The organism is Ureibacillus sp. GCM10028918, assembly GCF_042666115.1.
Lineage (GTDB): Bacteria > Bacillota > Bacilli > Bacillales_A > Planococcaceae > Ureibacillus.
Genome location: NZ_JBHTFK010000005.1, coordinates 865,819 through 889,359, shown reverse-complemented (window position 1 = coordinate 889,359; position 23,541 = coordinate 865,819). Strand labels below are relative to the sequence as shown.

Genomic DNA, 23,541 nt, shown 5'->3' with positions numbered 1-23,541 from the left:
ACTGAATTCGACTGATATCCCCGATTCATAACCCACACTCCATTCAACAAAAAAGAAGAGCCCTATTTCAAGGACTCTTCTTTCTATCTTCATTAGTATCACTTAGCAAATACATCTAAAGCCATTTTTGCAGTGTCGAGTGCTTGACTCTGTATAGGTTGAATCGTGGCTTTCATTTTAGCCCCAAGAGTATCTCGATTTTCAAGCATGCTTACCGATTGTTCGTACAGTTGATTGCCATTCCAGTTGTCTTGTTCGACGTGGCCGATAATCGGTTGCCCGGCAATTTTTGCAAAGGCGTCGATTTTCGGGTCGTATGAAATAGCGATAAACGGTGTGTAGAAAATACTTGAAAAGATGAGAGAATGAAGTCTCATGCCAATTAATAGTTTCGACTGGCCGATAATCGCGATTTTTTCTTCAATGGATAAATCTGAAGGAGCAACCATGCTTTTTTCCTTCATCAGTTCCCCGAATTCCTTCGACGTTTTTTCATCGTGCTCACCGTGCATCGGGACAAATACGATTGTTTCCCCGTGGCGTGCTAGTTGGTCTAAGCCAGCAACAATTTTTTGTTTGTAGTCAACCGTTGTTGGCCAATCTCTCACACTTACCGAGATATAATTAGTCAACTCAGCACCCTCAAGCCATTCACTACGGAAACTGCTACCATACAGCCCTGTAACCGGATCTGGTACAAGCCCAATCGATTTCTTAACTCCAATGCTCTCAAGAAGCTTTTTAGAATCTTCATCTCTGACAGTAATGTGATCCACTTTGTTTAAAGTGTTTCGCACAATCAGCTTACTGATTCCTTTATTGATTGGCCCCATTCCTTGTGCGTAGACAAATACAGGTTTCTTGTTCATTTTCGCTATTTGCATGATGCCGGAATAATAGGGGATGGATTTCATGCCGGTTTGGTCTTGCAGTAAGCTGCCGCCGCCACTGATTAACCCATCCGCATTTTTAATGGCAGTGTTGACTTCTTTCATCTTCCAGCGGTTGACTGCCTGGACGCCATACGTTTTTTCCGTTGACTCTGGGTTATTCGATAACACGGTAATTACAATGTCACTTTGTAGCTTTCTCAATGCACTAATGATGGAGAAGAGGATGGCCTCATCTCCAACATTATCAAAACCATAATAGCCAGATAAAACGACATGCACTATGACCACCTCGTTTTTGCTTTAGTAAAGTAGTGGACTGCAATTTTGAAAATCACGATGAATACAAGACCGATCACAAATCCTAGTACTGTACTGTAAAGCGTACGTAATAACGAAACAGATACAGGAATGTGTAAGTGCGTGAATGTATTCATGATGGATAGGAATCCAATGACACCAGGAATAAGTAAAATTGTTCCCCATTTTTTGCTAATGCCCATCACGTAAAGTGCTAGTACGAAGAATGGGAAGCCGATTAGGAATTCCTTCGTTCTTGGGCGTACATATAGTGCATTTTCTAGCCATTGTCTAAACGCTAATTCCAATTCACTTACTGAACCGGAGTTGCCAGTTCGGCCGATATAGAAGTAGCCAACTGCTGCTACGACCATCAACACTAAGATATGCCAGTATTTAACTTCTTTATTTAGTAATGTTACCGATGTATTAAGCGAGCCTTTTAAGCCGTTCTTCGAAATTTCATAAACCTGGAATAAAGCGAATAAAACAATTCCTGCAATAGGAATCACATAAACAAGCTTCACGCCTCTAAATACTTCATAACCTGTAACAAAGCCGTTGCCGTTTAATAAGCCAATAACAATGTAGATCCCAATTAAGCTGATCGCAATCCCTTTTACATATTGGACGAAAATATCTCGAATGCGAGTAGAACCGTTCGCTGATTTAATCACGGCATAAATTGGCGTTAATACCGCAATAATTAAGGCGAATGCTTGTAGGAACAATACGCGATTCAGTACAAAATAAGCGACCGCCAATAATGCCATAAAGAGAACTGCCAGAATTCGCAGTTTGTTCACTTTGATTAGCTCAGAGATTAAATACATGAAGATCATGCCTGCTAATAATATCAGAGCCGTCACCCATGCTGGAACAGAGATTTTCTCAAAATGCTTCGGTGCACCTAAAGTAAAGTGGCTCGGCATTTTGTCTTGAACCTCTGTTAAGTAAAGAACTGCCTCATCCAGATTTTCTTCGGCATTTCCTATTGTTTTAATGTGATAGAAAATCGATTTGATATTACGTTCTTTCACTGCTCGCGTTGTGCGATCAACACTTTCCGTAACCGTTAAGTTGGTTTGTTTGTTCACATCAATACTATGTAAACGAATCATGTCATACTCGAAAGTTTTCGCTAAATCATATTCTCCTTTAAGCTGGCTTCCTTCAATTGTATAGAAGCTATAGCCTGCTTGTTGCAGATCTTGAATCCAAGCACTTCTAATTTGGTCAGGGTGCCCAAATCCAATCACTTCTGTACCTGAACCTAAAAGTCCAAGTTTATTGTTATCCTTCATTTCCACTAATTGTTGAACGATTTTCGAAATGGCTGCGTCACTTTCCATATTCGTCGTTCTAAAGACAACCATTAAGCCTTGTGCATCCAGATGGTCAACTACAGATTGATCGTATCCGAAAGGCATGTCCACTTCGAAGTGTTCAGTTGAACTTGGGATGAAGTAGAAAGGTTTTCCAGCAACCGTCACTTCTTCCGTTTGAAGATTTTCTGTTATAAAGTCTTGATAATAGGCTTCTTCTGGAATTGTTACATAATAGCCTGTTTCCTCAGTATCGACAGACCCTTCATACTCAGTAAAGAGTAAGCTGTCTGCAAGTTCATTTTCTTCATAAACCGATAGTACGTTTTGTTCTTCCAGATTTTCTAAAGACACCGGCTCAATGCTTACGGAAGTCAGTCCTGCATCCGCTAACGTTGAAAGTACTTCATCAGCCGTTAAATCACTTTCTTCTACGACAGTCGCGATTTCATTATATGGAATAATCACTTCGTAGTTGTCGTTTGCTGATTCTGCGTGCCACCTGTTGATGATTCCAGGGATAGAAACAATCAGAATTAGGAGAAGGATCCCCCACAGCCACTTTTGTTTAATCATTAACTTGTTCTTCCTCTCATTCGTTTGCGATGGTTTCCCATCAGGTTGTTTTCCATTAAAACGTTTCCCGATGATTGGGAGTTGTTTGATATCTTCATTGTTAATTGCGCGTGTGAACCATAGGGCACCGAAGTAAATCGATCCTCCAAGAAGTATTGCTACAAAGACGTACCCCATAGCTACTATTCTTGACCAGCTCGCAATGTCAAACCATAATGTCGGGAGTCCGATTACTGCCCCCATCAATAGTGAAGCAAAGATGATTTTCACGATACTGCCATTGATAAATGAAAAACGCATCCTCTTATAGATGAAAACTGTATTGACGATAAATAAAACAAAATACACCAATAATGTAGAGAATGCAGCCCCATCTAATCCATAGGATGGGATCAAGAAAATGTTCGCAAATATCTTTAGCAATACGCCACTGATAATAATGATGGCCCCTGCTCTTGCAGAGTTCATCCCTTGCAGAATGCCAGTCCCTAGAATCGTCAGGGAAGTGAAGACAGAACTTAGGTTAATAATTGCAAGCATCGTGCTGCCTTCAAGATTGGTGAACAAAGCAAGGTTTAAAGGAAGTGTAAGTGCAAATAGCCCGAGTGCTGCTGGCCAAGAAATGAGATGGGTTAAACGATGTGTCCGTTCAATAATTGCACGTGTTCCAAGTAAATCATTTTCAGCTAATTTCTTTGTGATTAGCGGGACAAGCGGCAAAATAATCGACGAAGCGAAAATCGTTGCGATTTGGACAAGTGTAAGTCCTCGTCCGTAAATCCCATATTGATAAGTGATTTCATCATGCTCGACACCGGCATTTCTTAACCCGTATGTAACCGTAAAGGAGTCGACAAAGTTGAATAAAGCCATTGTTACCGATCCAATGGCAATCGGAAGCGATATTTTTAAGATGACTTTACTCCAAGACTTGAATTGCCCCATCGTGACCTTTTGGGAAGAGGTTACTTTTACCGAAGAACGGGTATATTGAATCCGTAAATAGAGCAATGAGGCAAGGGCACCGATTACAGAGCCAATCATGACACCACCAGATACGATTTCTGTGGAATAATCCATTGCCACTAAAATATACGACACAAATAAGATTAAGCAGACGCGAACAAGCTGTTCAATCACCTGGGAAATCGCAGTCGGCTGCATATTTCCGAATCCTTGGAAATAACCTCGGTAGACGGCCATATAAGGGGCCACTAATAACGTGAGGGCAACGACGATTAAAGTAAGTTTAACTTCAGGACCACCTAAAGCGTTGGCAATGAAGCCCGAGAAGCCCATAATAACCGCAAAGCTCAACACACCAAAGCATAAAGTCAAAATACTCGCTGTAAAGTAAATTTCTTTTACTTTATGATGCTCGTTTTTCAGCTGAGCCTCGGCAATCAGCTTTGAAATGGCAATGGGAATTCCAGCAACTGACAAATAAAGTGCCACCATATAGACGGGATACACGGCTGTAAAGATCCCAAGTACCTCGTCTCCGGCAATGTTTTGTAACGGGATGCGGAAAATGCTTCCTAACACTTTGGAAAGAAGGGTAGCGATTGTCAGGATAATTGTACTTTTTACCAATGTGGACTGACTCATCTACTAGACCCCTGACCTTTGCCTTTTAACTGATACACCTTGATGGCAAATCGAGGAAGAGCAAGCATTCGTTTAAAGCGAGTTGGTTGGGAAAGCAGGCGATATAGCCATTCAAGATTCATTTTTTGCCAAATGACTGGTGCACGTTTGACTGTTCCGGCAATGACATCGAATGAACCACCCACACCCATGAATACACCGTGCGTGAATTTATCGAGATTTTCTGAAATCCATTTTTCTTGTCTTGGTACACCTAAAGCCACAAAGACTAAATCAGGTTTTGTTTGTATGATTCTTTCGGAAATATCGTTATCTTCCCAATTGAAATAGCCATCCTGATAGCCGACTACTTCGACATTCGGGTAGGTTGCATGAATATTGTCGACAGCCTTTTGCAATGTGTCGTTTTGTGCACCTAATAGGAAGATTTTATAATGTTTCTGATTGCCAGTTTCCAGTAGCTGAATCATCGAGTCATAGCCTGTTACACGTTCTGGCAATGATTCGCCGAGAATTTGCGCGGCTTTGACAACACCAATGCCATCTGCACAAATATACGTGGCTTTGTCGAGATACTGCTTAAATTGCGGATTTTCATTTGCGGTCATCACTACTTCTGGATTCGCAGTGACAACAAACGTTTTTTCTTTTTGTTGAATTCGATTTTCTAATAAGGAAACAAAGCCTTTTTGATCAATATGTAAAAAAGGGACACCCATTATTGTGACTTGCTTCATATAGTACTCAAACCTTTCTATTAATACCTGTTTTACGCAAACTATCATACCATAAATGGCATCAGTACAGTTAATTTTCGAAAGACATTGAAAAATGGGGAAGTATGTAGAAAAAAACTCCCTCGAATAATCGAAGGAGTTTGTAGAGGACTGCTGATTAACGCCATCAAGTCAGTTAAGGAGTAGTTACAGGAACGTTAGTTTGTGCAGGTTGTTCGATGTAATCTCCTGATACCCACCCAGGTTCCTGATTATAAAGCACTTTATACCAACTACCATCTTTAATATATTGGCCGTTCTCGTCTTTCACACCAAGAATATAGCTGCCACCTTTGGCCATTCCGATAATTCTGCTAGTTGTATTTGGCTCGAATCGAACGTTAAGACCCGACGTGTTGTTTTTAATTTTTAAAGCATCTGGGAAAGTTAAGTATTGTCCAGAAACCCATCCTGTTTTACCGTTCGCTGTGATTTTGTACCAGCCACCGTTTTCACCAAGTACAGTAACTTCTGTATCGTTCGCTAATGTTGCCATCACCGTTCCGTATACAGGGTACGTTCTGAAATTCAATGGAATTGTTGGTGATACAACTTTTCCTGTAGCACCATTTAAAGTCGGATATACAACATATTGATTTTCCACGCTAGGCTTTGGAGACGTAGCCGGTTGCCCCTGATAAGTTGGCACTTCAAATACTAATTTCGTCGTTTTATCAGCACCAGTTATCTCATAAATGTCACGGATCTTATCTCCTTGGAGAATCGCCCACATTACATGAGTTGCATATTGATGGTCAGTCGGTTTAGCAGGATTCCAACGCATTTCATATAATGTGTCTTGTCCGATGCCGATATACTTTTCTTTTACAAAGGATGCACCGCCAATAATTGCTTGTTTGACAGTAAACCAGCCGTTTTTATAGGCTGTTTCGGAACCATATTTATTTGGATTTTTGTCAACTGCACCAATGCCGTATACATTATAGGTTTTTTTGATGTTCGTTAAGTTTGCTCTATTCTGAGCCGTGACCATTTCTGGGTTGCCTTGTGCATTAAGCCCCACTTCAATCCCCATGGCTAAAGCTGATGCTCCTTTACCCGTTTCATGCAGTGCATGGGACATTAAATAAGCAGCATTAACGCTAAAATCCTTTCCTGCTTGAATAAATGCATCGGCCGTGTTTGCTAAATTACCCATACCATTTAAAACTTGAGTGTTAATAACTGTAGTATTCAACCCTTCTACCGGAGTAGAGAGTTTTAAAAACTGATAGAATTCTCCACTACCCTTTTGGAAGTTGCTTGGATTCATATAATAAGCAACTAAAGAATCAGTTGCAGTAAATAATCCAGCTCCGTCTACTTTAGGACTATTGTTCGCTTGCAGGGATAGAGCAGTTGAAAAATTAGAAGGATAGGAAACCGTTACATACTCTTTGCCAGGAACAACAACTGGAGTTTCAGGTTGTTCCACTGGCGGATTTACAGGAGTTTCATCTGAATTTTCTTCAGCCTTTAATACACGATAAATCACTGTTGAAGCTTCTGCACGTGTTGCATTGGCACTCGGGCTGAATGTGTTGTTTTCACGACCAAAAAGTATGTTTGATCCTACTGCATATTGAATGGATTCCTTTGCCCATGATGCAATTTGAGCATTGTCGTTAAATGAAATAGACGATTTTGTCGTCTCAACGCCCGCATAATCTAAAGCCCGCTTAATCATAACAGCCATTTCCTGACGATTAATCTTCGCGTTCGGGTTGAATTTACCATTTCCGACACCAGCGATTAAATTGTGAGAAGCCGCTAGATTAACAGAAGAATAAAACCAATCTCCTTGATTCACATCTGTAAAACGAACAGTAGAAGACTTCGGAGATAACTCTAAAGCTCTTACTAGAAAACTAGCAAATTCTGCACGCGTTACATCATTATTCGGTAAATAGTTCCCATTTTGGTCCCCAGCTAAAATCTTTTGATTGATGAGATAGTTCATTTCTGTATATGCCCAGTGATTTGAGATGTTTTCAGCATGTGTTGTACCAGGTGAGGCGGTTAGTACTGCTGAAGCAAATAGTCCAAACCCTAATGCAAGTGATAATCTTTTATTCATTTCATTTCTCCCCTCAAAAATATATTATGCTATATATAAATCTACCAAAATATGAGACAAAAATATAGGGAAGATTTTAATTTAGTTGGAAGGGGAGTGAGTAGCCTCAATTTGAATAGGTTCTAGGGCGTGCACCTTGGCTCCTATAAACGATTCTAACCTTTTCCAATTCTAAACTAGTAGTATTCTACCGTTATGCTGATAAATGTCGAAAGTCTTGCTGAAATATGGTATATTTTGAATATCTTTAATAGAAATCAAAAATATAGTAAGGAGCTTAAAGAATGGAAAAAGGAAGGATCGGTTATTGGTTTATCCTCTTGTTGGTATGTTTGATTCTGGTACCAAATCAGTCAGTTTCTGCGAGCACTCTTTCTGATATACCCCAAACCTATGAGAAAGAGATTAACTATTTAATAGGAAAGAACATCGTAACAGGTTATGAAGATGGGGAGTTTAAACCAAACAAATTAGTAACTAGACAAGAAGCCGCGACAATGATTGGGAAAGCTTTAAATTTAGACGGAGCCAAGCCAAGGCAAACCGTGTTTAGTGATGTAAAAGCAGATTCATATGCTTCTGGCTACATCCAAGCAGCTTATGACAAGAACATTATTAATGGCTATGAGGACGGAACATTTGGGCCAACGAAAAATATGACACGTTTAGAAATGGCCTACTTGATTACAAGTGCATTTAAATTAACTGCTTCAAGTGATTTTTCATATGCAGATATGCCATCATCATCCAATGCAGCGAAAGCTATATCGAGTGTGACAAGTGCTGGAATTACAAATGGCTATGAAGATGGAACTTTCCGACCGAATAATTCCATTACACGATTGGAATTTGCTATCATGCTGGCACGTGCACTTAATCCGGAGTATAGAATCGAGCCGGTAAAGCCAAGTGAGCCAAAACCAACAGAACCAAACGAGCCGGGTGAAACTACTGAAGGTCAAACTATGTATGTAACAGTTGCCAGCCTGAATGTTCGAAGTGGTCCGGGCACGAGTTATGCAAAAGTTGGCTCTCTAACGAAGGGCAATGAAATTACTGCCTACGAAAAGACCGGAGATTGGGTTTACATGACGAGCAGTAAAGTTTCAGGCTATGTACATACTGGTTATCTTTCTTCTAAAAAGCCGAGCTTGACTAAAGTAATTGCCATTGACCCAGGTCATGGCGGGCACGATCCTGGTGCGGTAGGCAATGGACTATATGAAAAAAACTTAACCCTTGGTGTAGCTCTTCACTTAAGAGATTATTTAAATAATGCGGGCATCAAAGTCGTGATGACACGTTCAACAGATAAGTTTATTGCGTTGGAAGACAGAGTAACGATTGCCGAAAATGCTGGTGCGGATACATTTGTGAGTCTTCATATGAACGCAGCAACAAGTTCTGCGAGTGGAACAGAAACGTATTATACAACTTCTGGTACTGCTTCAAGAGCAGAATCAAGTAAAGCATTGGCACAATTCATTCAAGGCAGATTAGTAGATGCAATCGGATCCAAGGATCGCGGTGAAAAAACAGCCAACTATAAAGTAATATACAAAAATCCACTTCCATCCGTACTGGTGGAAATGGGCTTCATCTCCAATAAGGAAGAAGCAAACTACATTAACAATCATCAAAAAGAAACTGCCTATGCGATTTATCTAGGAATCCAAGATTACTATAAATGGTTAGGGCAATAAGAAAAGTGAACAGTTTAGCCTCCGTCAGCTCTTTAAAGCAGACGGGGTTTTTTTTATAAGTGATGCAGCTAGACTTTTCTACAAACTTAAAAACTTATAACTTTTTATTTTCAATCTAAAGACAAGACATCATTTTACCTACAGTACTGGTAAGATGCGGCTTGTCTTTTTTTAATTTGATATAAATTCTTAAAAAAGCGAACAGTTGGCGATTATAGTAGGATGTTTTGAAAAATACCCCTTCCTGAATTTTGCAAATTGTTCTGAAAATAAGGTTCAAACGTGAGAGCTAGTTGGACATGTATAATATCCAGGTTAAACAGATCATATTAGTTTTTAGCGCAAAATAGGGCATAAAGGCGGGAGCAGATATAGTTGTCAGTCTGGAGATGAAGTAGCAGGTAGTACGGCAAGTGAAACAGAGACGTATTATACAAATGCAAATACTGCTTCAAGAGCAGAATCAAGGATTAATTCATTCGATACAGATTAGTGAATGCAAAAAGTCAAAGGATGGGCGTGAAAAAACGCCAATTAAAGTAATATACAAAAACCCGCTTCCATCCGATTTATTCGAGATTTTCACCATCAAGAATAAGAAAGAAGCCAATTACATTAATAATCATAAAACACAGCTTATGCCATTTATTTAGGAATAGATGACTACTAAATGTTGCTGAAAAAAAAGGAGACAAGACGTCAATTAACCTATGAAATTGGTAAAATGAGTCTTGTCTTTTTTTTGTAATAATTGACATAAATTCTTAAAATAAGCATACAATTGGTAAGTATTGTGTTAAAATAAAAGGGTATTTTGGAAAAATATTCTTGTAAATATTAATGAAACCATTGGGAGAGTAAGGCTCAAGAGAAATGGTTGAGTGGAAATTTGTAGTATCCATATTAACCAAATGTTACTAATTTTATTAGCAATCTTTGGATAGATTCTCAAAAATTGAATTAGTTGCTTGAATTTAGAAATTCCTAGTGTTATACTTTCGTAGTAAGTAAATGATTCTACTAAGAGGTAATATGTCATATTACTTGTTTAGCAGATTTACTACAGAATTTACTTTGTGTTCCTTATTATTCCAGAGAACTATAATACATAATACTATTAGTTTTTAAACTAGTAATATAGTTTTCATAGAATAATATGACTTTTAAAGAATCCAGGGAGGAATAAATGAATGACAAAGCAAAACAAAGGTCGTAAATTATTCGCGACAACAGCAACAGCAGCATTAGTTGCATCAGCAATCGTACCAGTAGCATCAGCTGCGGTATTAAACGACATCGATAGCGTGCCATCTTGGGCAAAAGACGCTGTTCAAAAATTAGCTGACAACGGCGTATTAGAGGGAGATACTAAAGGTAACTTCAATCCAAGCGGTATTGTAACTCGTGCACAAGCTGCTCAAATTTTCTACAAAGAGTTAGGTCTAACTGCTGAAGGATCTGAAAACTTCTCTGACGTAGAACCAGGTCAATGGTGGTACCAAGCAGTTGTTGCTACTTCTCCAGAATTATTCGAAGGTCGCGGAAACGGTGCATTTGCACCTAAAGCTGAGTTAACTCGTGCAGAAGCTGCAAAAGTTATCGTAGCTGCTTACGGTTTAACTGGTTCAGCTGACCTTTCTACATTCGATGATGCTTCTAGCGTAAAAGCTTGGGCTCAAGACGCTTTCTCTGCTGCAGTTGCAAACGGCGTAATCAACGGTAAAGGAACTAAATTAGCTCCTAACGATTCAATCACTCGTGCTGAATTCGCAACTATGGTAGCTCGTGCAAGCGAATCTGCAGTAGCTACTGGTGTAGAATCAGTAACTGCAATTAACTCTACAACTGTTGAAGTTGATTTCGAAGATGCAATCGAAGATATCAACACGATCGGATTTGCAATCGAAGGTTTAACTGTAACTAACGCTGTAGTAAAACAAACTGACTCTTCTGTAGCTGTATTAACTACATCTGCTCAAGAAGGCGGTAAAGAATATACAGTAACTAACGCTGGTGAAAAACTTGGTACATTTGAAGGTGTATCTGCTGTATTACCAACTGCTGTTAAAACTACAGTTGCTTCTCAACAAGGGATTATCGGTAAAGAAGTAACTTTATCTGCAGAAGTAACAGTTGCATCTGGTCAATCTAAAGCTGGTATTCCTGTAACTTTCAACATTACTAATAACGCTAAAAATAACGAAACTATCGAAGTAGAAGCATTAACTAACGCAGAAGGTATCGCTTCATACTCATATACTCGTTACTATGATGGAACTGATTCAGTAGCATCATACGCTACAGACAAATCAAGTGTTAAAGATTCAGCTAAAGTTTACTGGTCTGACGAAGCACTTTTAACTATCAAATCAGATACAGAAAAAACTGAGTTAGACAACGCAGATTCAGTTGAATACACTGTAAATTCATCAACAGGTGCTGATTTTGCTTTCGTAGCATTTAAAGAAAACTTAAATGTTGATATCGAAGATGTTAAAGAAAATGCATATGTAACTGATGCACTTGGTTTCAGCAGTGACGATAACGAACTTGATCTTGATGTAGATGGTGACTCTTTAAATGATGACTCTCAATATACGTATATTGACGGTAAAGTTACTAAAGAACTTTCAGGTGCTGATGTATTCCCATACCTAGAAGATGCAGATGACTATCAATTAGTTGTTGTAAAGCTTGATTCTAAAGGTGAAGGTAGTTTCACAGTAACTGGTGAAAATGCTGATAAAGTAACACCAATCGTATACCTTCCAGAAACAGATTCAGGAATCTGGACAAAAACAGCATTACAAGCAGAAGCAACTGGTGTATCATTTGATAACGAACAAGATATGACGTTAACACTTGAAGCAAAAGGTGTTGAAAGAGCAGCTGCTGTTGATGGTTTAGATAGCGAATCTGCAATCGAAGCTAGATATGATGGTGACGATTATAACATTGGTGGTCGTTCATATACTGCGAAATTAGTTGATGAAGATAAAGACGCAGTAGATGGTACTAAGGTATCTGTAGTAGTACCAAAAGATAAACTAAGCAAAGGTACTGATAAAGAAGTTTGGTTAATCGACGAAAATGCTAAAACAGCAGAAGATGCAGTAACTAAAGTTGAAGCAGACAAACCAATCACATTAACAACTAATAACAGTGGTGCAGTAAACTTCCGCTTAGTTGGTGAAGAATCTGCATTTGCAACACCTACAGTTTACTATGACAATGGTGATGACAAAGGTGAATTAGATTCAGACGATTTACAAGCAACAGATGAACGCGTTGTCTTTGATGATGCAGAATTCGGAGCTGCTGAGGCATATATTGAAGATAAAAACGGCAATACAGTTACAGCTTTACCAGTCGGTGAAGAAGGTACAGTATACTATGAATCTGTAGATCAAAACGGTAATCTGTATGTAGATGGTTCAGTTGAAGGAAAAGAAGCATCATTTATTATTAAAGCTGAAAAAGGTTCTGTAGAAGTTGATGGAGATACAGTTGCTGTTGATGAATCTGTAACAATTAAGCCAAAATTCAGCAAAGCTGGAGTAGCGAGTGTTACAATTAAGGCTACTGATGATGCAGAAGTATCAATTAAACTTTCATCTAAAGATCCTAAAATTGCTTCAAAATCACTTTCTCTAGAATTTGATGGTCGTCTATTAACTGTACCAGCTTCTCATACAGACGTTTTAACAAAAGCTGGACAAATTGATACTGATGAAAACACAATTACATTTGAAGGATATCGTGAAATCGAATATTCAACTTCAAATATTACCAATGAAAGTAACGGATCTGTAGAACACCTTACATCTTCTCAGTTTGAAACATTAATTACTAATGGATTAGCTGCTGGAAAAGAATTCAAAATTAAAGCAGTGAAAAATGATGATGGTAAGTATACTATTACTGTTAAAACAGTTACGAATGGTGGAGTTACAACACCAGAAACTGGTGTAACTCAATCTGTATTAGATGAAGTTAATATTATTGGTGAAACAACTAAATCAGTAACTGAAACAAAAGTTGCTTTACGTTCTGTATCTAAGTTTGCAGCATTATCTGATGCAAATCAAACTACAGTTGCAAAAGCTATTAGTGAGAATGCACCATTTGCAAGTATCACGGCTTTAGAAAATGCTTTAAAAGCTCAATATGATCTTTTAGATGCAACAACAGCAGCCGACAAAGCTTTAAATGATGCAAAAGCAGCAGCAGCAACTTACACAGTAGCAGTGTTAGCAGATTACACTACTACAACTGCAACAGCACTAACAGATGCACTTAAATTAACAGAAACAACTACTCAGAATAAGGTAGATAAAGCAGCAGCTATTAACAAAGCTATTGCTGAATTAAAACCTGCAACTTTGGTAAGTGTTGATGATTTAGAATTAACATTTACACCACTAGTTGAAGGTGCAGATGTTGCCTTTGATGTTTTATCAGCTGTGTATACAGTAAAAGCAGATGGTACTACTCCAACTGGTACTACAGTTGGTGAAGCAGTGAAGGATTCTAATATCTTAACTGTTGTGGAAAATCAAACTGAAGCTGATGGAGATACTATTAAAGTTTCAGGTAAAGCTAATGGTGAGTCATTCACTTTAACATTAGAGTATGACGCAGATACAACTTCTTGGAAATCTGTGCCAGTAACTCCTTAATAAAAATAAACGAAACGTTACTTCATAAAATCATATTTATTGAATTAAAGAAGTGGAACAAACCTCATGATAATGCTTATTTAGCCTCTTGCATGAGGTTTTGTTCTAACTATTACTTCCAATTAGTGGGTGAAATACCTACTCTTGCTAACAGTCCAAGGCAAGTGCCTAATCCTCCTGCATCCAGTGAGACTCTATACCAGTTGAAGGGATGAAGTCAGGTGAAGTCGTACTCAAAATAATGAGGCGGGGTTCTTTAAAAGATGGCTATGGCTAGGAGACGAATCCATGTTAATCCAGGATGAGGTAGTGAATATTACGTAGAAGCTAGGAGTTTAGTATTCATCCTTATTTGTGAAATCAAGTAATGGCGATTAGAACAATTGACTGTTAAACTAGTCGTTCTCATTCCTGAAAAGTGGAAGCCTAAGGTCATCAAAAAAAGGGAAAGAAGTAATGGAACGTTTGAAGTCTTGCTAGAAGAGGTGGGTAAGCACCAGTGAAGCTAGTAAGATGGCGGCGGGTTCATAGTAGTGTCGATCGCTAGCCGTTTGTACTTGTATGGTAACATACGAGGAGGGTAAAACTAGCAGGAGCGAAGGAACCCAGTCAGTAGTAGATTTCTAATAAAACTTATTTCCCCAAAAGTAAGTTTAGGGTACCAATCATGTGTATGCATGATTGGTATCTTTTTGTAATTATAATAGTTAAGTAATTGCTCTATCTACTATTGACGGATCGCCGAATGCGCTGAAAGGCGCCTGTTCGGTGAAGGCTCGAATCGAAAGCTACAGTAAAGTAGTATAAGACGAGAATAGCTTACCACGACTATAATTACTTAGTGGAAATACAGTTAAATCCAGGTTCATAGAAGCAATATTCAGACACGTATTTTTTTCTTGTAATCCAATTTTCAAATAGAAAATATTAAAATAAAATGAGTTAATAAGTTCTAATGCCATCTCGGTGTTAGGACTTTTTTTATTCTGGAGTGAAGTTAATGAAAGAGAATTAGTACGACCCGTAAAACGTGTCAATATAGATTAGTTGAGATGAAGAAAAATATTAAATCAAGAATCGTCGGGTTCATTCCCCACATAACTGAGCTTTATTTTAATAATGAAGCAATGAAATGGTAAGAAAAATTCCCTTCTTATTAGTAAGTAATATGTATTGATTCAAATTAACTAGAAAAATTTGTGGTAATATGTTACAATTTTTATTGGGGAAATAAGTAAATATTGGTGATATAAAGCAGCTGCTGACGGATCGCCGAATGCGCTGAAAGGCGCCTGTTCGGTGAAGGCTCGAATCGAAAGCCACTAGTGTGGTATAAGACGAGAATAGCACAACAATAAATACAGCTGGAACTTACAACTTAACAAATGAAACTACTATTTATGGTACACCAGTTACTGGAAACGTTGTAATCAACTATACAGGTTCTGGTACATTAACAATTGATTCAAGTTTAGTAATTACTGGCGGAACACTTACAGTAAATGCAGAAAACGCAACTGTTAATAACTATGCAACTGCAGATGGTGGAATTTTTATTACTGATGTAAGCGCAAGCACATGGAATGAATATGCAAATGGAAATAGTTTAACTTTCAATGATCCAGATGCTGGAACCAACTTAAAGATTTATGGAAATGTAAATGATTTAACAGTTAATAGTAATGCAAATGTGAGTATTGCACCAAATGCAGCAATTGATAGATTAACTGTGACTGCTGAAAAAACTGTTGATATTACTAATGAAGGTACGATTCAACAAATTACTGGTACAGGTTCTATAACTCTTACGGGAAATGGAAACGTAGAAATTGTATCTAATGCTTCAGTGGCACTTCAATACGCGATTAATGCAAAAGAAAAATTTGAAGAAGCCAAGACAACTGGTAATTTAAATTGGGATACTCTTATCACTGCAATTCACTTCTATGAGGAAGCTAAAGAAATAGGTGCAGAAGTTTCGTCTTTAACTGAATACTATTCTTCTATCGCATCTTTGGATTTGAGTGAGAAATCTGAAAGTAACTATGATATCTCAACTGGGGCGCTTGTTTACTTTACAGGTCTGACTAAACTAGATTTATCCAAAACAGGAATTAAAGAGATTGGTGGATTAGTAAATCTTACTGACTTGGAAACTTTAGATATTTCAGGAAACGAAATTGAAGACCTCGGTGCATTAGCAAATATGAGTAATTTAAGTGAGCTTAATATTTCAAACACTAGCATTAAAGACATAAACGTTTTAGTTAAAGAGGATACTACAACACGTTTTGTAGACTTAATTAATCTACAAGCGCAAAATATCCCATCATTAACCTCTATCGCTGGTTTAGTTCATATTTCAATTAATGACGTTCAAACTGATAGTGTAACATGGGATTTTAGTGGTAGTGTACTAGCTGGTACAGATGCCCAAAATCATATTGACCAAATCAACGCTACCAAAGATGAAGCAAGTTTTATAGCACCAACTGTTACACAATAATCTAACAATAGGTAATTTAGACTCTGTAGGGATAAAATCCTTACAGAGTTTTTTGAGTGCTATATTTTCTGATGAAATGGTTGTTATCATCAATGCTAATTAAGCATTAGTTTTATAAATTAATTCAAGTGTATGACTGTAATCAAAACGCATATTTTCTGAACGTACCTTCCGATACTATAAATGTATCAAATTTAGGAATTGTTTTCTTATGCCAACAAGCAAAGTATCGATTGTTCCAGTCAAATTGGAACCACTCCAACTGCATCTAACTCTGTTTGTCGATCACCAGCTAAACCAATCTGCGTGATTCAAGCGAATCATCTAAAAATCTCCTTCTACCCTGACGTTAAGAAATATGTCGTTCAAACATCCCACTGTTCATACTGTTGCCTGCAAAAAATGTCTGTTGAGCTCTCTTTTTCGCGGAATTTGTGAATATTTCTGGTGAACATTTCATATGTATTAGTAAAGGTAGGTAAATGATAACGACTTTGTACAAGTTCCTCCTCCTGCATTACATACCTAATTTCAATTGGTATGGAAAATAATAAATGGGAGGAATATTAATGGAGATGGAGATTACAAATGAGGATTACAAGTTACTACAAGAAATGTTGGGAGAGGAAATCCGCAGCCAAGTAAATTGGTTAAAAACGAAAAAGGATCCTCAGTATAAGTTGTTTAATGCTGGACAAGTTAAAGCATTTGAACATGTCTTGGACCTTTTAGAAGTAAATGAGGAAAACAGAGAGGCGGTTATGGGTGACCACGAGTGTGGTCCCCTTATCCATGGGGGGATTGCGAGCAATGGTTGAGATTAATGATGTAATAATAAAGGAACTAGGATTGCAGCCTTCCATTGAACAATTTGAGTTTATTCCTGATGACTGGGTATTAACACCAATTGATGTGGCAAATTTAACAGGAATGAGTGCAATCACGATTAGAAGATGGTGTAGAGAAGGAAAAATTCCATCGTACCAATTTCAACGGAAATATGTTATTACAGGAAAGGAATTTAAGAAGTTCTTAAAAAGGGCCAAAATTCAAAGCAAATTCATACGAAGGATGAAAGAGTTGTGAGTTCAGAGTATGTTGTTTTGTCATTTTTTAAAAGCAAGCGTATACACTATCATTACGAAAAACCCACAATCATCTTTCCTTGTCCACACTGCGGCCTAGAAGCTAAAATGAATGCCATGATTGGTTTATGGAAATGTGAAGGATGTTTGCAGCAGGGGACGTTGGTCACATTAATGGAGATGATGGATGCAGATGGCAAAGAGCAAAGATTGCTTCAACATGTGAAGATATATAATCCAAAAGAGGAGTATCAGCTCATCAAGCGTTCCTTTGAAAGGTTAATCGAAGTACATGGTGACAGAGTGGAGAAATTATACAAAAGGGTGGAGAAGTTGATTGACTATCATCAAGAAGAAAAGCAACGTAGAAATTAACCTGTTTGGACGAGCCTGCTGATATGAAAAAGCAAGGCTCGTTTTTTTATATAAACTAATATGACGATTTATATCATTCTTTCGCGAAAAATGGGTATATTTCTAGTTGCTAATGCATAAATAATAGTAAAGAGTGGAAAATGAAACCAAGGTATAAATTGATCACCTTCCAGCATTACATACCGTTATTTTGGGTATGGAATATACTAGTTTAGGAGGAAGGTAGATGGAAACTACACAAATTGATTACAATCTTCTATTAGAAATGGTGGAGGACAAAATCCGTGATCAAGTAAATGAGTTAAAGACAAAAAGGGCTCCTTATCAAAATAGACTGTTCAATGCAGGGCAAATTAGAGCATTTGAACATGTCCTTAGTCTTTTGGCGGTAAATGATGATACTAGACAGGGTAATTAATAATAGGAGACCACATTATGTGGTCTCCTTCAAATGAATTAAAAGGGAACGAATAACGAATACATATTAATTTGAATAATAAATTCCATCACTCCTCATCCTCACCAAGTAACTCCAGGATAAGTTGAATTTTGTCATGTAGGTGGCTAATTGATTTTAGTCTCTTTTTTATAGAGGCAAGTTGTTCCTGAAATAACTTTTCCTTTATATCGATCCCTTTAACGATATAGGGATATTTGCTTTGATATTTAACTTGTCCATTTGTACAATATCTTCTTAATGTAATAACGGATTTCCCTGTTTTCTCTTCAAGATCTTCTAATGTGTATTCAAAATCATCAAAGATTTGATCGAAAAAATCGGGTAAATATTTGTAAGCGGGGACACCAAGGTCCCCTAGTATTTTTAAGAATTGCTGGTAGGTCATTAGATGCTATTCTCCTTTATCAGCAAGGCTTTTTAATGAGTCGAACATTTCCAATAAGGCATGTACACCTCATTAGTTGTGCGAGCCTTTCATCATATTTTTCTTCCATTGATTGCCGATTGATAGTAGTTGATTTTGATAATAATTGGTACATCTTTTTTAATACTGGCATTGATCCAATAGCTAGAGTTGGAAAGCATACAGAGAATTTTTGCTGTTTAATTTAAGACAGTTCCTTTCTTACTTTATTTTTTTTGGCGGTTAAATTTCGGACCTCTTCTTGCAATTTTTTTGCTCTGGCAATCCTTTCATCATTGGATAGACCTAACTTTTTATAGTAAGAAACCTTTCCAAGCTGTTTTAATTCCTCATTTAATTTCGAAATTTCCTCATCCAACTCGTCCAACTCTGCTTCGCATTTATGGTCCTTTTGATTTTCCTCCATCTGATTATGAGTAGCCTTCCTAGACATGTCTTCTTCCCATTCCTCCAACTCATTTTTATCGAGTGGAAAGTTTAATGCAGCATTGATAATGGTTGCATAAATATTTTCGGTTAAGTGCGCCTGGTAATTTTCTCGGTTGACCGACTTTATCCCCTTGTGCCGCGCATGGTATTCCGCAACCTTCTCCTTAGATTGCTCTAGTTTAGGGTCGTTGAAAAAAGTCTCATTCGCAATAAGGTTATTTCCAGTATGTCTGGTGTCATAACTTGAAAAATTCTTCAATTGCTCAGTTGAGAGAATATCAGCGAACATAGATTTGTTATTTGAGACCCATTCAAACATCGTTTTAGCATTTGCGTACTGTGCATTTGGGTTGAATTCGTCTGTATAGGGGCGAAAAAGGTAACCAGTTCCTTTATGCTCAGGGTACTTCTCGTACAACTCTGATAAATAATGGTTCACAATCCTAACGGCTCTTGGTACTAATAATAATCCGTATGGTCCAGAAGGAGATAAGTTCATTTTACTTATCTCACTTTGGATGGTAATCCTTGCAAATTGGTATCCATGAATGTCCTTTAGTTCTAATAGACCTGTTTTCTGATTCGGTTGAAGATCTTCAATCTTAAGCCTCCATAATTCAACGGGTCGAATGATTCCAAAAAAGGCTAGAGCAAACATCGCAGCACATTTCAACGGATATTGTAATTTACCACTATCATTTTCCAGTACCCTTCGGACGAGTGCGGCCACTACTTGTCGATTTAGGTAAACAGAACGGGATGTAGTGAGCCTCATCTGTTTTCTATTAACAGGCAAATATTTTTCAAAGGCTTCTTCAATAAAATCTGCTTTCCAAACTAATGCGGCAAAATCCGTTTCTGGCTTATAATCAGAAGAGGTGTTTGCCCTCTCATTGATTTTCTCCTTTTTTCGCATTAAGGTGTAGTAAAAGAGACCCAGGAAGGTATTTTTATAATTCATTCTGGTACGGGGAGATTTCCTTCCATGACTAATTGCTTGAATATCACTTTCCTTCAGGTCATCGAGCTGGAATAGGCTTGGATCATATTGAGGTAGTTCTTCTTCTGTTAAAGAGCGATAACCAAATCCGCTATCTGTTGTTACCCAGTAATTTTTAAGTCCGCTACGTGCACAAATAATCGAGTAAAAGATTCTTGTTAAAACATCTCGATGGTAAATAAACGCATCTTTCGTTAGAAACGCCTCATATCTAGCGTATTTTGTAAAGATAACCGTTGAATCCTTTCTATACTCAATATACTCGCTTATTAATTTCCGATGTTCTTCTGCTAGAAGCTGCCACAATGTGTTGGCATTCTCTTGCACATTTTTCTTTGCATTTTTACGAAGAGATTCTTTAATTTTCATGAAGTTCTCAGTTATCCACTTTTTATTCCAGCGAGTACGGCTCATCCGAGCAACATCAAAATTTCCTGCAAGTGAATAATTTTGAAAGATACTATAGGAAATGTTCATCTCCTTAGCTATATCCCCCAAACTCTTACAGTTTTCTGCAAATTCAATGGCCTTGTCCTTTTTTAATACATATTTGGGTACAAAGGTTTTCTTGTCTAAAGATGGCGCAACATCAATTCCTACTTTTACGATAAGATCATCCAGAAATCCTTTCTTTTCAAGTTGAACATATGTTTTATGGTCCATATTGGCTAACTCATAAAACTCTTTTTTTATGATTAACCCACCATATCGTTTACTGACATCCTCCCAGCCGAAACCATGTTTTTCTGCTAAAGTCACTGCTTTTTTTCTGATTTTCGTAAGTTGTACAGAAGAAAAGCCGAGTTGAGTAAGATCCTCCTTTTTCTCCAATAGAATACTGGAAACAGAATCATACCCATTTTCTAACAATAACTTTTTCTCCCTACTAGTGAGATCCATTTCGTCAATTTTTACCGCAAATAAAGTCGGTTCCATGCAAATTCACCTCAATGAAACATATGATTAAAACGATCATAATAGACTAGTTTTTTCGCCAAAGCTCAAAAGCTTTTGCGATAAAGTGACACCATTATGATCAAAATGATCGAATGCTGTAGAATTTTGGTAACATACAATCAAAAAAATATAGAAGAACTCGTGTTAAGTTTTGGAAGTATTTTAAGATCTTTGAGCGCATTTACATTTGCACGTGCTTACCAATAAAACCCTTTTATCAGTTTTCATTCATATAAAATGAAGACAATTAAATAATCTTTTTTCGTTCATTCCATCCCATTCTTTAACGAAAGGCTAAAACGAAAAACATAAAAATATAAAACAGAAAACAGAAAACGAAAAAAGAAAAAAGAAAAAACGAATTCTTTTTTGCTTTTTTGGTAAAGATAGAAGTACGAAATATATTTTTATCTATTTTGATTGAACGAAAAATATCTAAAATAGATATTTCATTCGTACTTCTATTTCAAGACTAGAGGAAAGTATGGTTTCCTTTAGGGTTAAAAATGATCTAACTTATTTAACTTTGACCGTAGATTTTCCACATTTAGCTTTTGATAACGGTCCGTAGCTCTTAGATCCGAATGTCCCAAAATTGTCGCAATGAATTTTTGGTTTACATCTAGCAGGGTCAAATGAGTTGCAGTTGAGTGCCGCAACAAATGTGGATAGACTCGCTTTTTAATACCTGCTTTGGCTGCAATCTTTTTGATATTTACACGGATACAAGCCCTGCTAACAGGTTGATTTTTTATCTTTGGAGAAGGGAATACATACTTTGAATGATTGTGTCTTGTTTCGATAAAATAATCAGCCAGAATAGGAATAACCGCCTCATGTAGGGGCAAATGCAGGTCCTTATCATTCTTTACTTTTGGAAAGTAAACCTTTTGTTGATCCAAATCAATATGCTCTTTTAGTAACTCTCGAATAGGGCTGATTCGACTACCCGTATAATAGGTAAGGCTAAAAAGGGCATGAAAGAAAGTTGAGTGTTCTTTCGCTGCTTGAAAAAAGGCTTCGATTTCTTCAAAAGACAACGGTTCAGGTAAAGGTGTATAAACCGCTTTGTGTCTGATTCGACCAGCGACATCCACTTTAAAATCCATTTCAAATACCAAAAATTTGTAGAAGGATTTCAGTGTGGATAGATGGCGTAAAATTGAATTGGGTGCCAAATTATCCTCTTCTAAAAAGGCGAGAAAATCTTGAATGTCCTCTTTCTGGATTTCTTCGGTTAGAATATTTCCTTTATACGTTTGAAAAAGGAAATCATCGAACCTGTTTAAATCCTTTTGGTAGGCGAGGATGGTATCGGCCGAATAATGCTGCCGCTTTAAGTACCTAAAAAACTTGTTAGCAAAAATGGGTAAATCATACGTGGGTGTGATTAACACCAGTTACCACTCCTTTCAATATAGGGTTACCAGTAGTATGTGCAAATTTTGCCGTATTATGTAAAGAAACCTCTGCTAAGAGGCAGAGACTTCCTGATTTGACTTTTCTTCTTTTAAAAATTGCTGAATATACCAATTTAGTTGGCTTTCGGTACATTGAACGCGATCCATTTGAATGCCGTTATCCAATAAATGCTTATATTTGTCCAATGTTGAATTAGCTGGGCTATACCAGATAAAGGTGGCGACCCTTTGTGGCTGTGTTAAGTGAGTAAACTCTTTGTCGTTTAAATAGCGGATGCTATATTCTCCCAGCCAGTTTTCAAATATTGAAATATGGCTTTGTTCAGGATATAAAAGAGAAACGATTAATGTTAAGTCACCAAAATAAATGTTGAAAAATACTTCTTTATCTTGGTGCAGAAAATAGCCGTTCAATTCCTTGTTTAACGGTTCAAAGGGCTCTTGAACCACTTTCTGTTGAATAAGATTAATCCAATTTCTTTTAACATCCATCACCATTTTTTTAACAGATGGCAAATCATACGGGGTTAAATATTGATAGAGTTGCTTTTGTAATTGCCCCTTGAATTCCTCGATGATTCTTTTACAAGCAGTTTCTTCGATTTTGGATAATAGTTCCATAAACCCGATAATATAATCAGGATAAGTTTGTGTCGTTGTGATTCTTTTTTTTTCCTGGTTTTGGTCTATCTGTACCACGAAATCCTTCTGATCTCTTAAATGAATAAGTTCATTGGAATCAATATTAAAGTATTCGGCCATTTTCTTTAAAAGTGGGTTGGAGCCATTCCGAGTTCCCTTTTCCAAAAATCCAATATAGGCATGACTAACACCGAGCTGATCTGCCAACAGTTCCTGGGTTAAATGGTTCTTTTTGCGCAATGATTTAATACGGTTTCCAAGAGGGGAAGGTATTGTTTCACATATTTTCTTTTCATTACTCATTTTCC

General features: G+C 37.4%; 15 protein-coding genes and 2 pseudogenes. 8 read left to right on the top strand and 9 right to left on the bottom strand.

What is annotated here, in order from left to right; translation table 11 throughout:
* Positions 1 to 98: 98 nt before the first annotated feature.
* The 5 genes and pseudogenes from csaB to ACFQU5_RS07350 all read right to left on the bottom strand — a co-directional run bounded on the left by csaB (position 99) and on the right by ACFQU5_RS07350 (position 7,552).
* Complete coding sequence (csaB, locus tag ACFQU5_RS07370) at positions 99 to 1,172, bottom strand: polysaccharide pyruvyl transferase CsaB (protein ID WP_390286261.1); 1,074 nt, start codon at positions 1,170 to 1,172, stop codon at positions 99 to 101.
* A pseudogene (locus ACFQU5_RS07365) lies at positions 1,172 to 2,980 on the bottom strand (DUF5693 family protein); the annotation flags it as partial. The pseudogene ACFQU5_RS07365 and the gene csaB, both read right to left, overlap by 1 nt.
* A gap of 165 nt (positions 2,981 to 3,145) precedes the next feature.
* Positions 3,146 to 4,699, bottom strand: a pseudogene (locus tag ACFQU5_RS07360) (putative polysaccharide biosynthesis protein); the annotation flags it as partial.
* Entirely contained in the window at positions 4,696 to 5,436 is a 741-nt protein-coding gene (locus tag ACFQU5_RS07355) for a WecB/TagA/CpsF family glycosyltransferase (RefSeq protein WP_390286259.1), read from the bottom strand. The gene ACFQU5_RS07355 and the pseudogene ACFQU5_RS07360, both read right to left, overlap by 4 nt.
* A gap of 175 nt (positions 5,437 to 5,611) precedes the next feature.
* Positions 5,612 to 7,552: an S-layer homology domain-containing protein gene (locus ACFQU5_RS07350; protein ID WP_390286257.1), complete on the bottom strand. Its 1,941-nt coding sequence runs from the start codon at positions 7,550 to 7,552 to the stop codon at positions 5,612 to 5,614.
* A 284-nt stretch (positions 7,553 to 7,836) separates the two neighbouring features.
* Here ACFQU5_RS07350 and ACFQU5_RS07345 point away from each other — a divergent pair, with 284 nt between their 5' ends.
* The 8 genes from ACFQU5_RS07345 (at position 7,837) to ACFQU5_RS07310 (ending at position 18,318) form a co-directional block, all read left to right on the top strand.
* Positions 7,837 to 9,255: an N-acetylmuramoyl-L-alanine amidase gene (locus ACFQU5_RS07345; protein WP_390286255.1), complete on the top strand. Its 1,419-nt coding sequence runs from the start codon at positions 7,837 to 7,839 to the stop codon at positions 9,253 to 9,255.
* Positions 9,256 to 9,668: 413 nt separating this feature from the next.
* Positions 9,669 to 9,908 (top strand): hypothetical protein, encoded by a 240-nt coding sequence (locus ACFQU5_RS07340; protein ID WP_390286253.1) that lies wholly within the window; start codon positions 9,669 to 9,671, stop codon positions 9,906 to 9,908.
* 537 nt (positions 9,909 to 10,445) lie between these two features.
* Entirely contained in the window at positions 10,446 to 13,934 is a 3,489-nt protein-coding gene (locus ACFQU5_RS07335; protein ID WP_390286251.1) for an S-layer homology domain-containing protein, read from the top strand.
* 1,690 nt (positions 13,935 to 15,624) lie between these two features.
* On the top strand, positions 15,625 to 16,440 hold the full coding sequence (locus ACFQU5_RS07330) for a leucine-rich repeat domain-containing protein (protein WP_390286249.1): 816 nt from the start codon (positions 15,625 to 15,627) through the stop codon (positions 16,438 to 16,440).
* A gap of 569 nt (positions 16,441 to 17,009) precedes the next feature.
* A complete protein-coding gene (locus ACFQU5_RS07325) occupies positions 17,010 to 17,258 on the top strand; it encodes a hypothetical protein (protein WP_390286247.1) in 249 nt (82 codons plus the stop codon).
* Entirely contained in the window at positions 17,251 to 17,526 is a 276-nt protein-coding gene (locus ACFQU5_RS07320; protein ID WP_390286245.1) for a helix-turn-helix domain-containing protein, read from the top strand. Before ACFQU5_RS07325 ends, ACFQU5_RS07320 begins: the two co-directional genes overlap by 8 nt.
* The gene (locus ACFQU5_RS07315) at positions 17,523 to 17,900 is read left to right on the top strand and encodes a hypothetical protein (protein ID WP_390286243.1); all 378 of its coding nucleotides are present in this window, start codon (positions 17,523 to 17,525) and stop codon (positions 17,898 to 17,900) included. The genes ACFQU5_RS07320 and ACFQU5_RS07315 overlap by 4 nt, the downstream gene beginning before the upstream one ends.
* 226 nt (positions 17,901 to 18,126) lie before the next feature.
* On the top strand, positions 18,127 to 18,318 hold the full coding sequence (locus ACFQU5_RS07310; protein WP_390286241.1) for a hypothetical protein: 192 nt from the start codon (positions 18,127 to 18,129) through the stop codon (positions 18,316 to 18,318).
* Between the two features lie 88 nt (positions 18,319 to 18,406).
* Here ACFQU5_RS07310 and ACFQU5_RS07305 read toward each other — a convergent pair whose 3' ends face one another.
* From ACFQU5_RS07305 to ACFQU5_RS07290, 4 genes are all read right to left on the bottom strand, one after another.
* The gene (locus ACFQU5_RS07305) at positions 18,407 to 18,745 is read right to left on the bottom strand and encodes a hypothetical protein (protein WP_390286239.1); all 339 of its coding nucleotides are present in this window, start codon (positions 18,743 to 18,745) and stop codon (positions 18,407 to 18,409) included.
* A 223-nt stretch (positions 18,746 to 18,968) separates the two neighbouring features.
* Positions 18,969 to 21,149, bottom strand: a complete 2,181-nt coding sequence (locus ACFQU5_RS07300) for a hypothetical protein (RefSeq protein WP_390286237.1) — start codon at positions 21,147 to 21,149, stop codon at positions 18,969 to 18,971.
* A 521-nt stretch (positions 21,150 to 21,670) separates the two neighbouring features.
* A complete protein-coding gene (locus ACFQU5_RS07295) occupies positions 21,671 to 22,567 on the bottom strand; it encodes a tyrosine-type recombinase/integrase (RefSeq protein ID WP_390286235.1) in 897 nt (298 codons plus the stop codon).
* A gap of 75 nt (positions 22,568 to 22,642) precedes the next feature.
* Positions 22,643 to 23,536: a helix-turn-helix domain-containing protein gene (locus ACFQU5_RS07290; protein ID WP_390286233.1), complete on the bottom strand. Its 894-nt coding sequence runs from the start codon at positions 23,534 to 23,536 to the stop codon at positions 22,643 to 22,645.
* Positions 23,537 to 23,541 lie beyond the last annotated feature (5 nt).

Bases quoted from the DNA above. Each gene is read 5' to 3' on its own strand.
- ACFQU5_RS07305 (WP_390286239.1), bottom strand. From the start codon at position 18,745: ATGACCTACCAGCAATTCTTAAAAATACTAGGGGACCTTGGTGTCCCC.
- ACFQU5_RS07290 (WP_390286233.1), bottom strand. From the start codon at position 23,536: ATGAGTAATGAAAAGAAAATATGTGAAACAATACCTTCCCCTCTTGGA.
- ACFQU5_RS07310 (WP_390286241.1), top strand. From the start codon at position 18,127: ATGGAAACTACACAAATTGATTACAATCTTCTATTAGAAATGGTGGAG.
- ACFQU5_RS07350 (WP_390286257.1), bottom strand. From the start codon at position 7,552: ATGAATAAAAGATTATCACTTGCATTAGGGTTTGGACTATTTGCTTCA.
- ACFQU5_RS07320 (WP_390286245.1), top strand. From the start codon at position 17,251: ATGGTTGAGATTAATGATGTAATAATAAAGGAACTAGGATTGCAGCCT.
- ACFQU5_RS07325 (WP_390286247.1), top strand. From the start codon at position 17,010: ATGGAGATGGAGATTACAAATGAGGATTACAAGTTACTACAAGAAATG.
- ACFQU5_RS07300 (WP_390286237.1), bottom strand. From the start codon at position 21,149: ATGGAACCGACTTTATTTGCGGTAAAAATTGACGAAATGGATCTCACT.
- ACFQU5_RS07335 (WP_390286251.1), top strand. From the start codon at position 10,446: ATGACAAAGCAAAACAAAGGTCGTAAATTATTCGCGACAACAGCAACA.
- ACFQU5_RS07355 (WP_390286259.1), bottom strand. From the start codon at position 5,436: ATGAAGCAAGTCACAATAATGGGTGTCCCTTTTTTACATATTGATCAA.
- ACFQU5_RS07345 (WP_390286255.1), top strand. From the start codon at position 7,837: ATGGAAAAAGGAAGGATCGGTTATTGGTTTATCCTCTTGTTGGTATGT.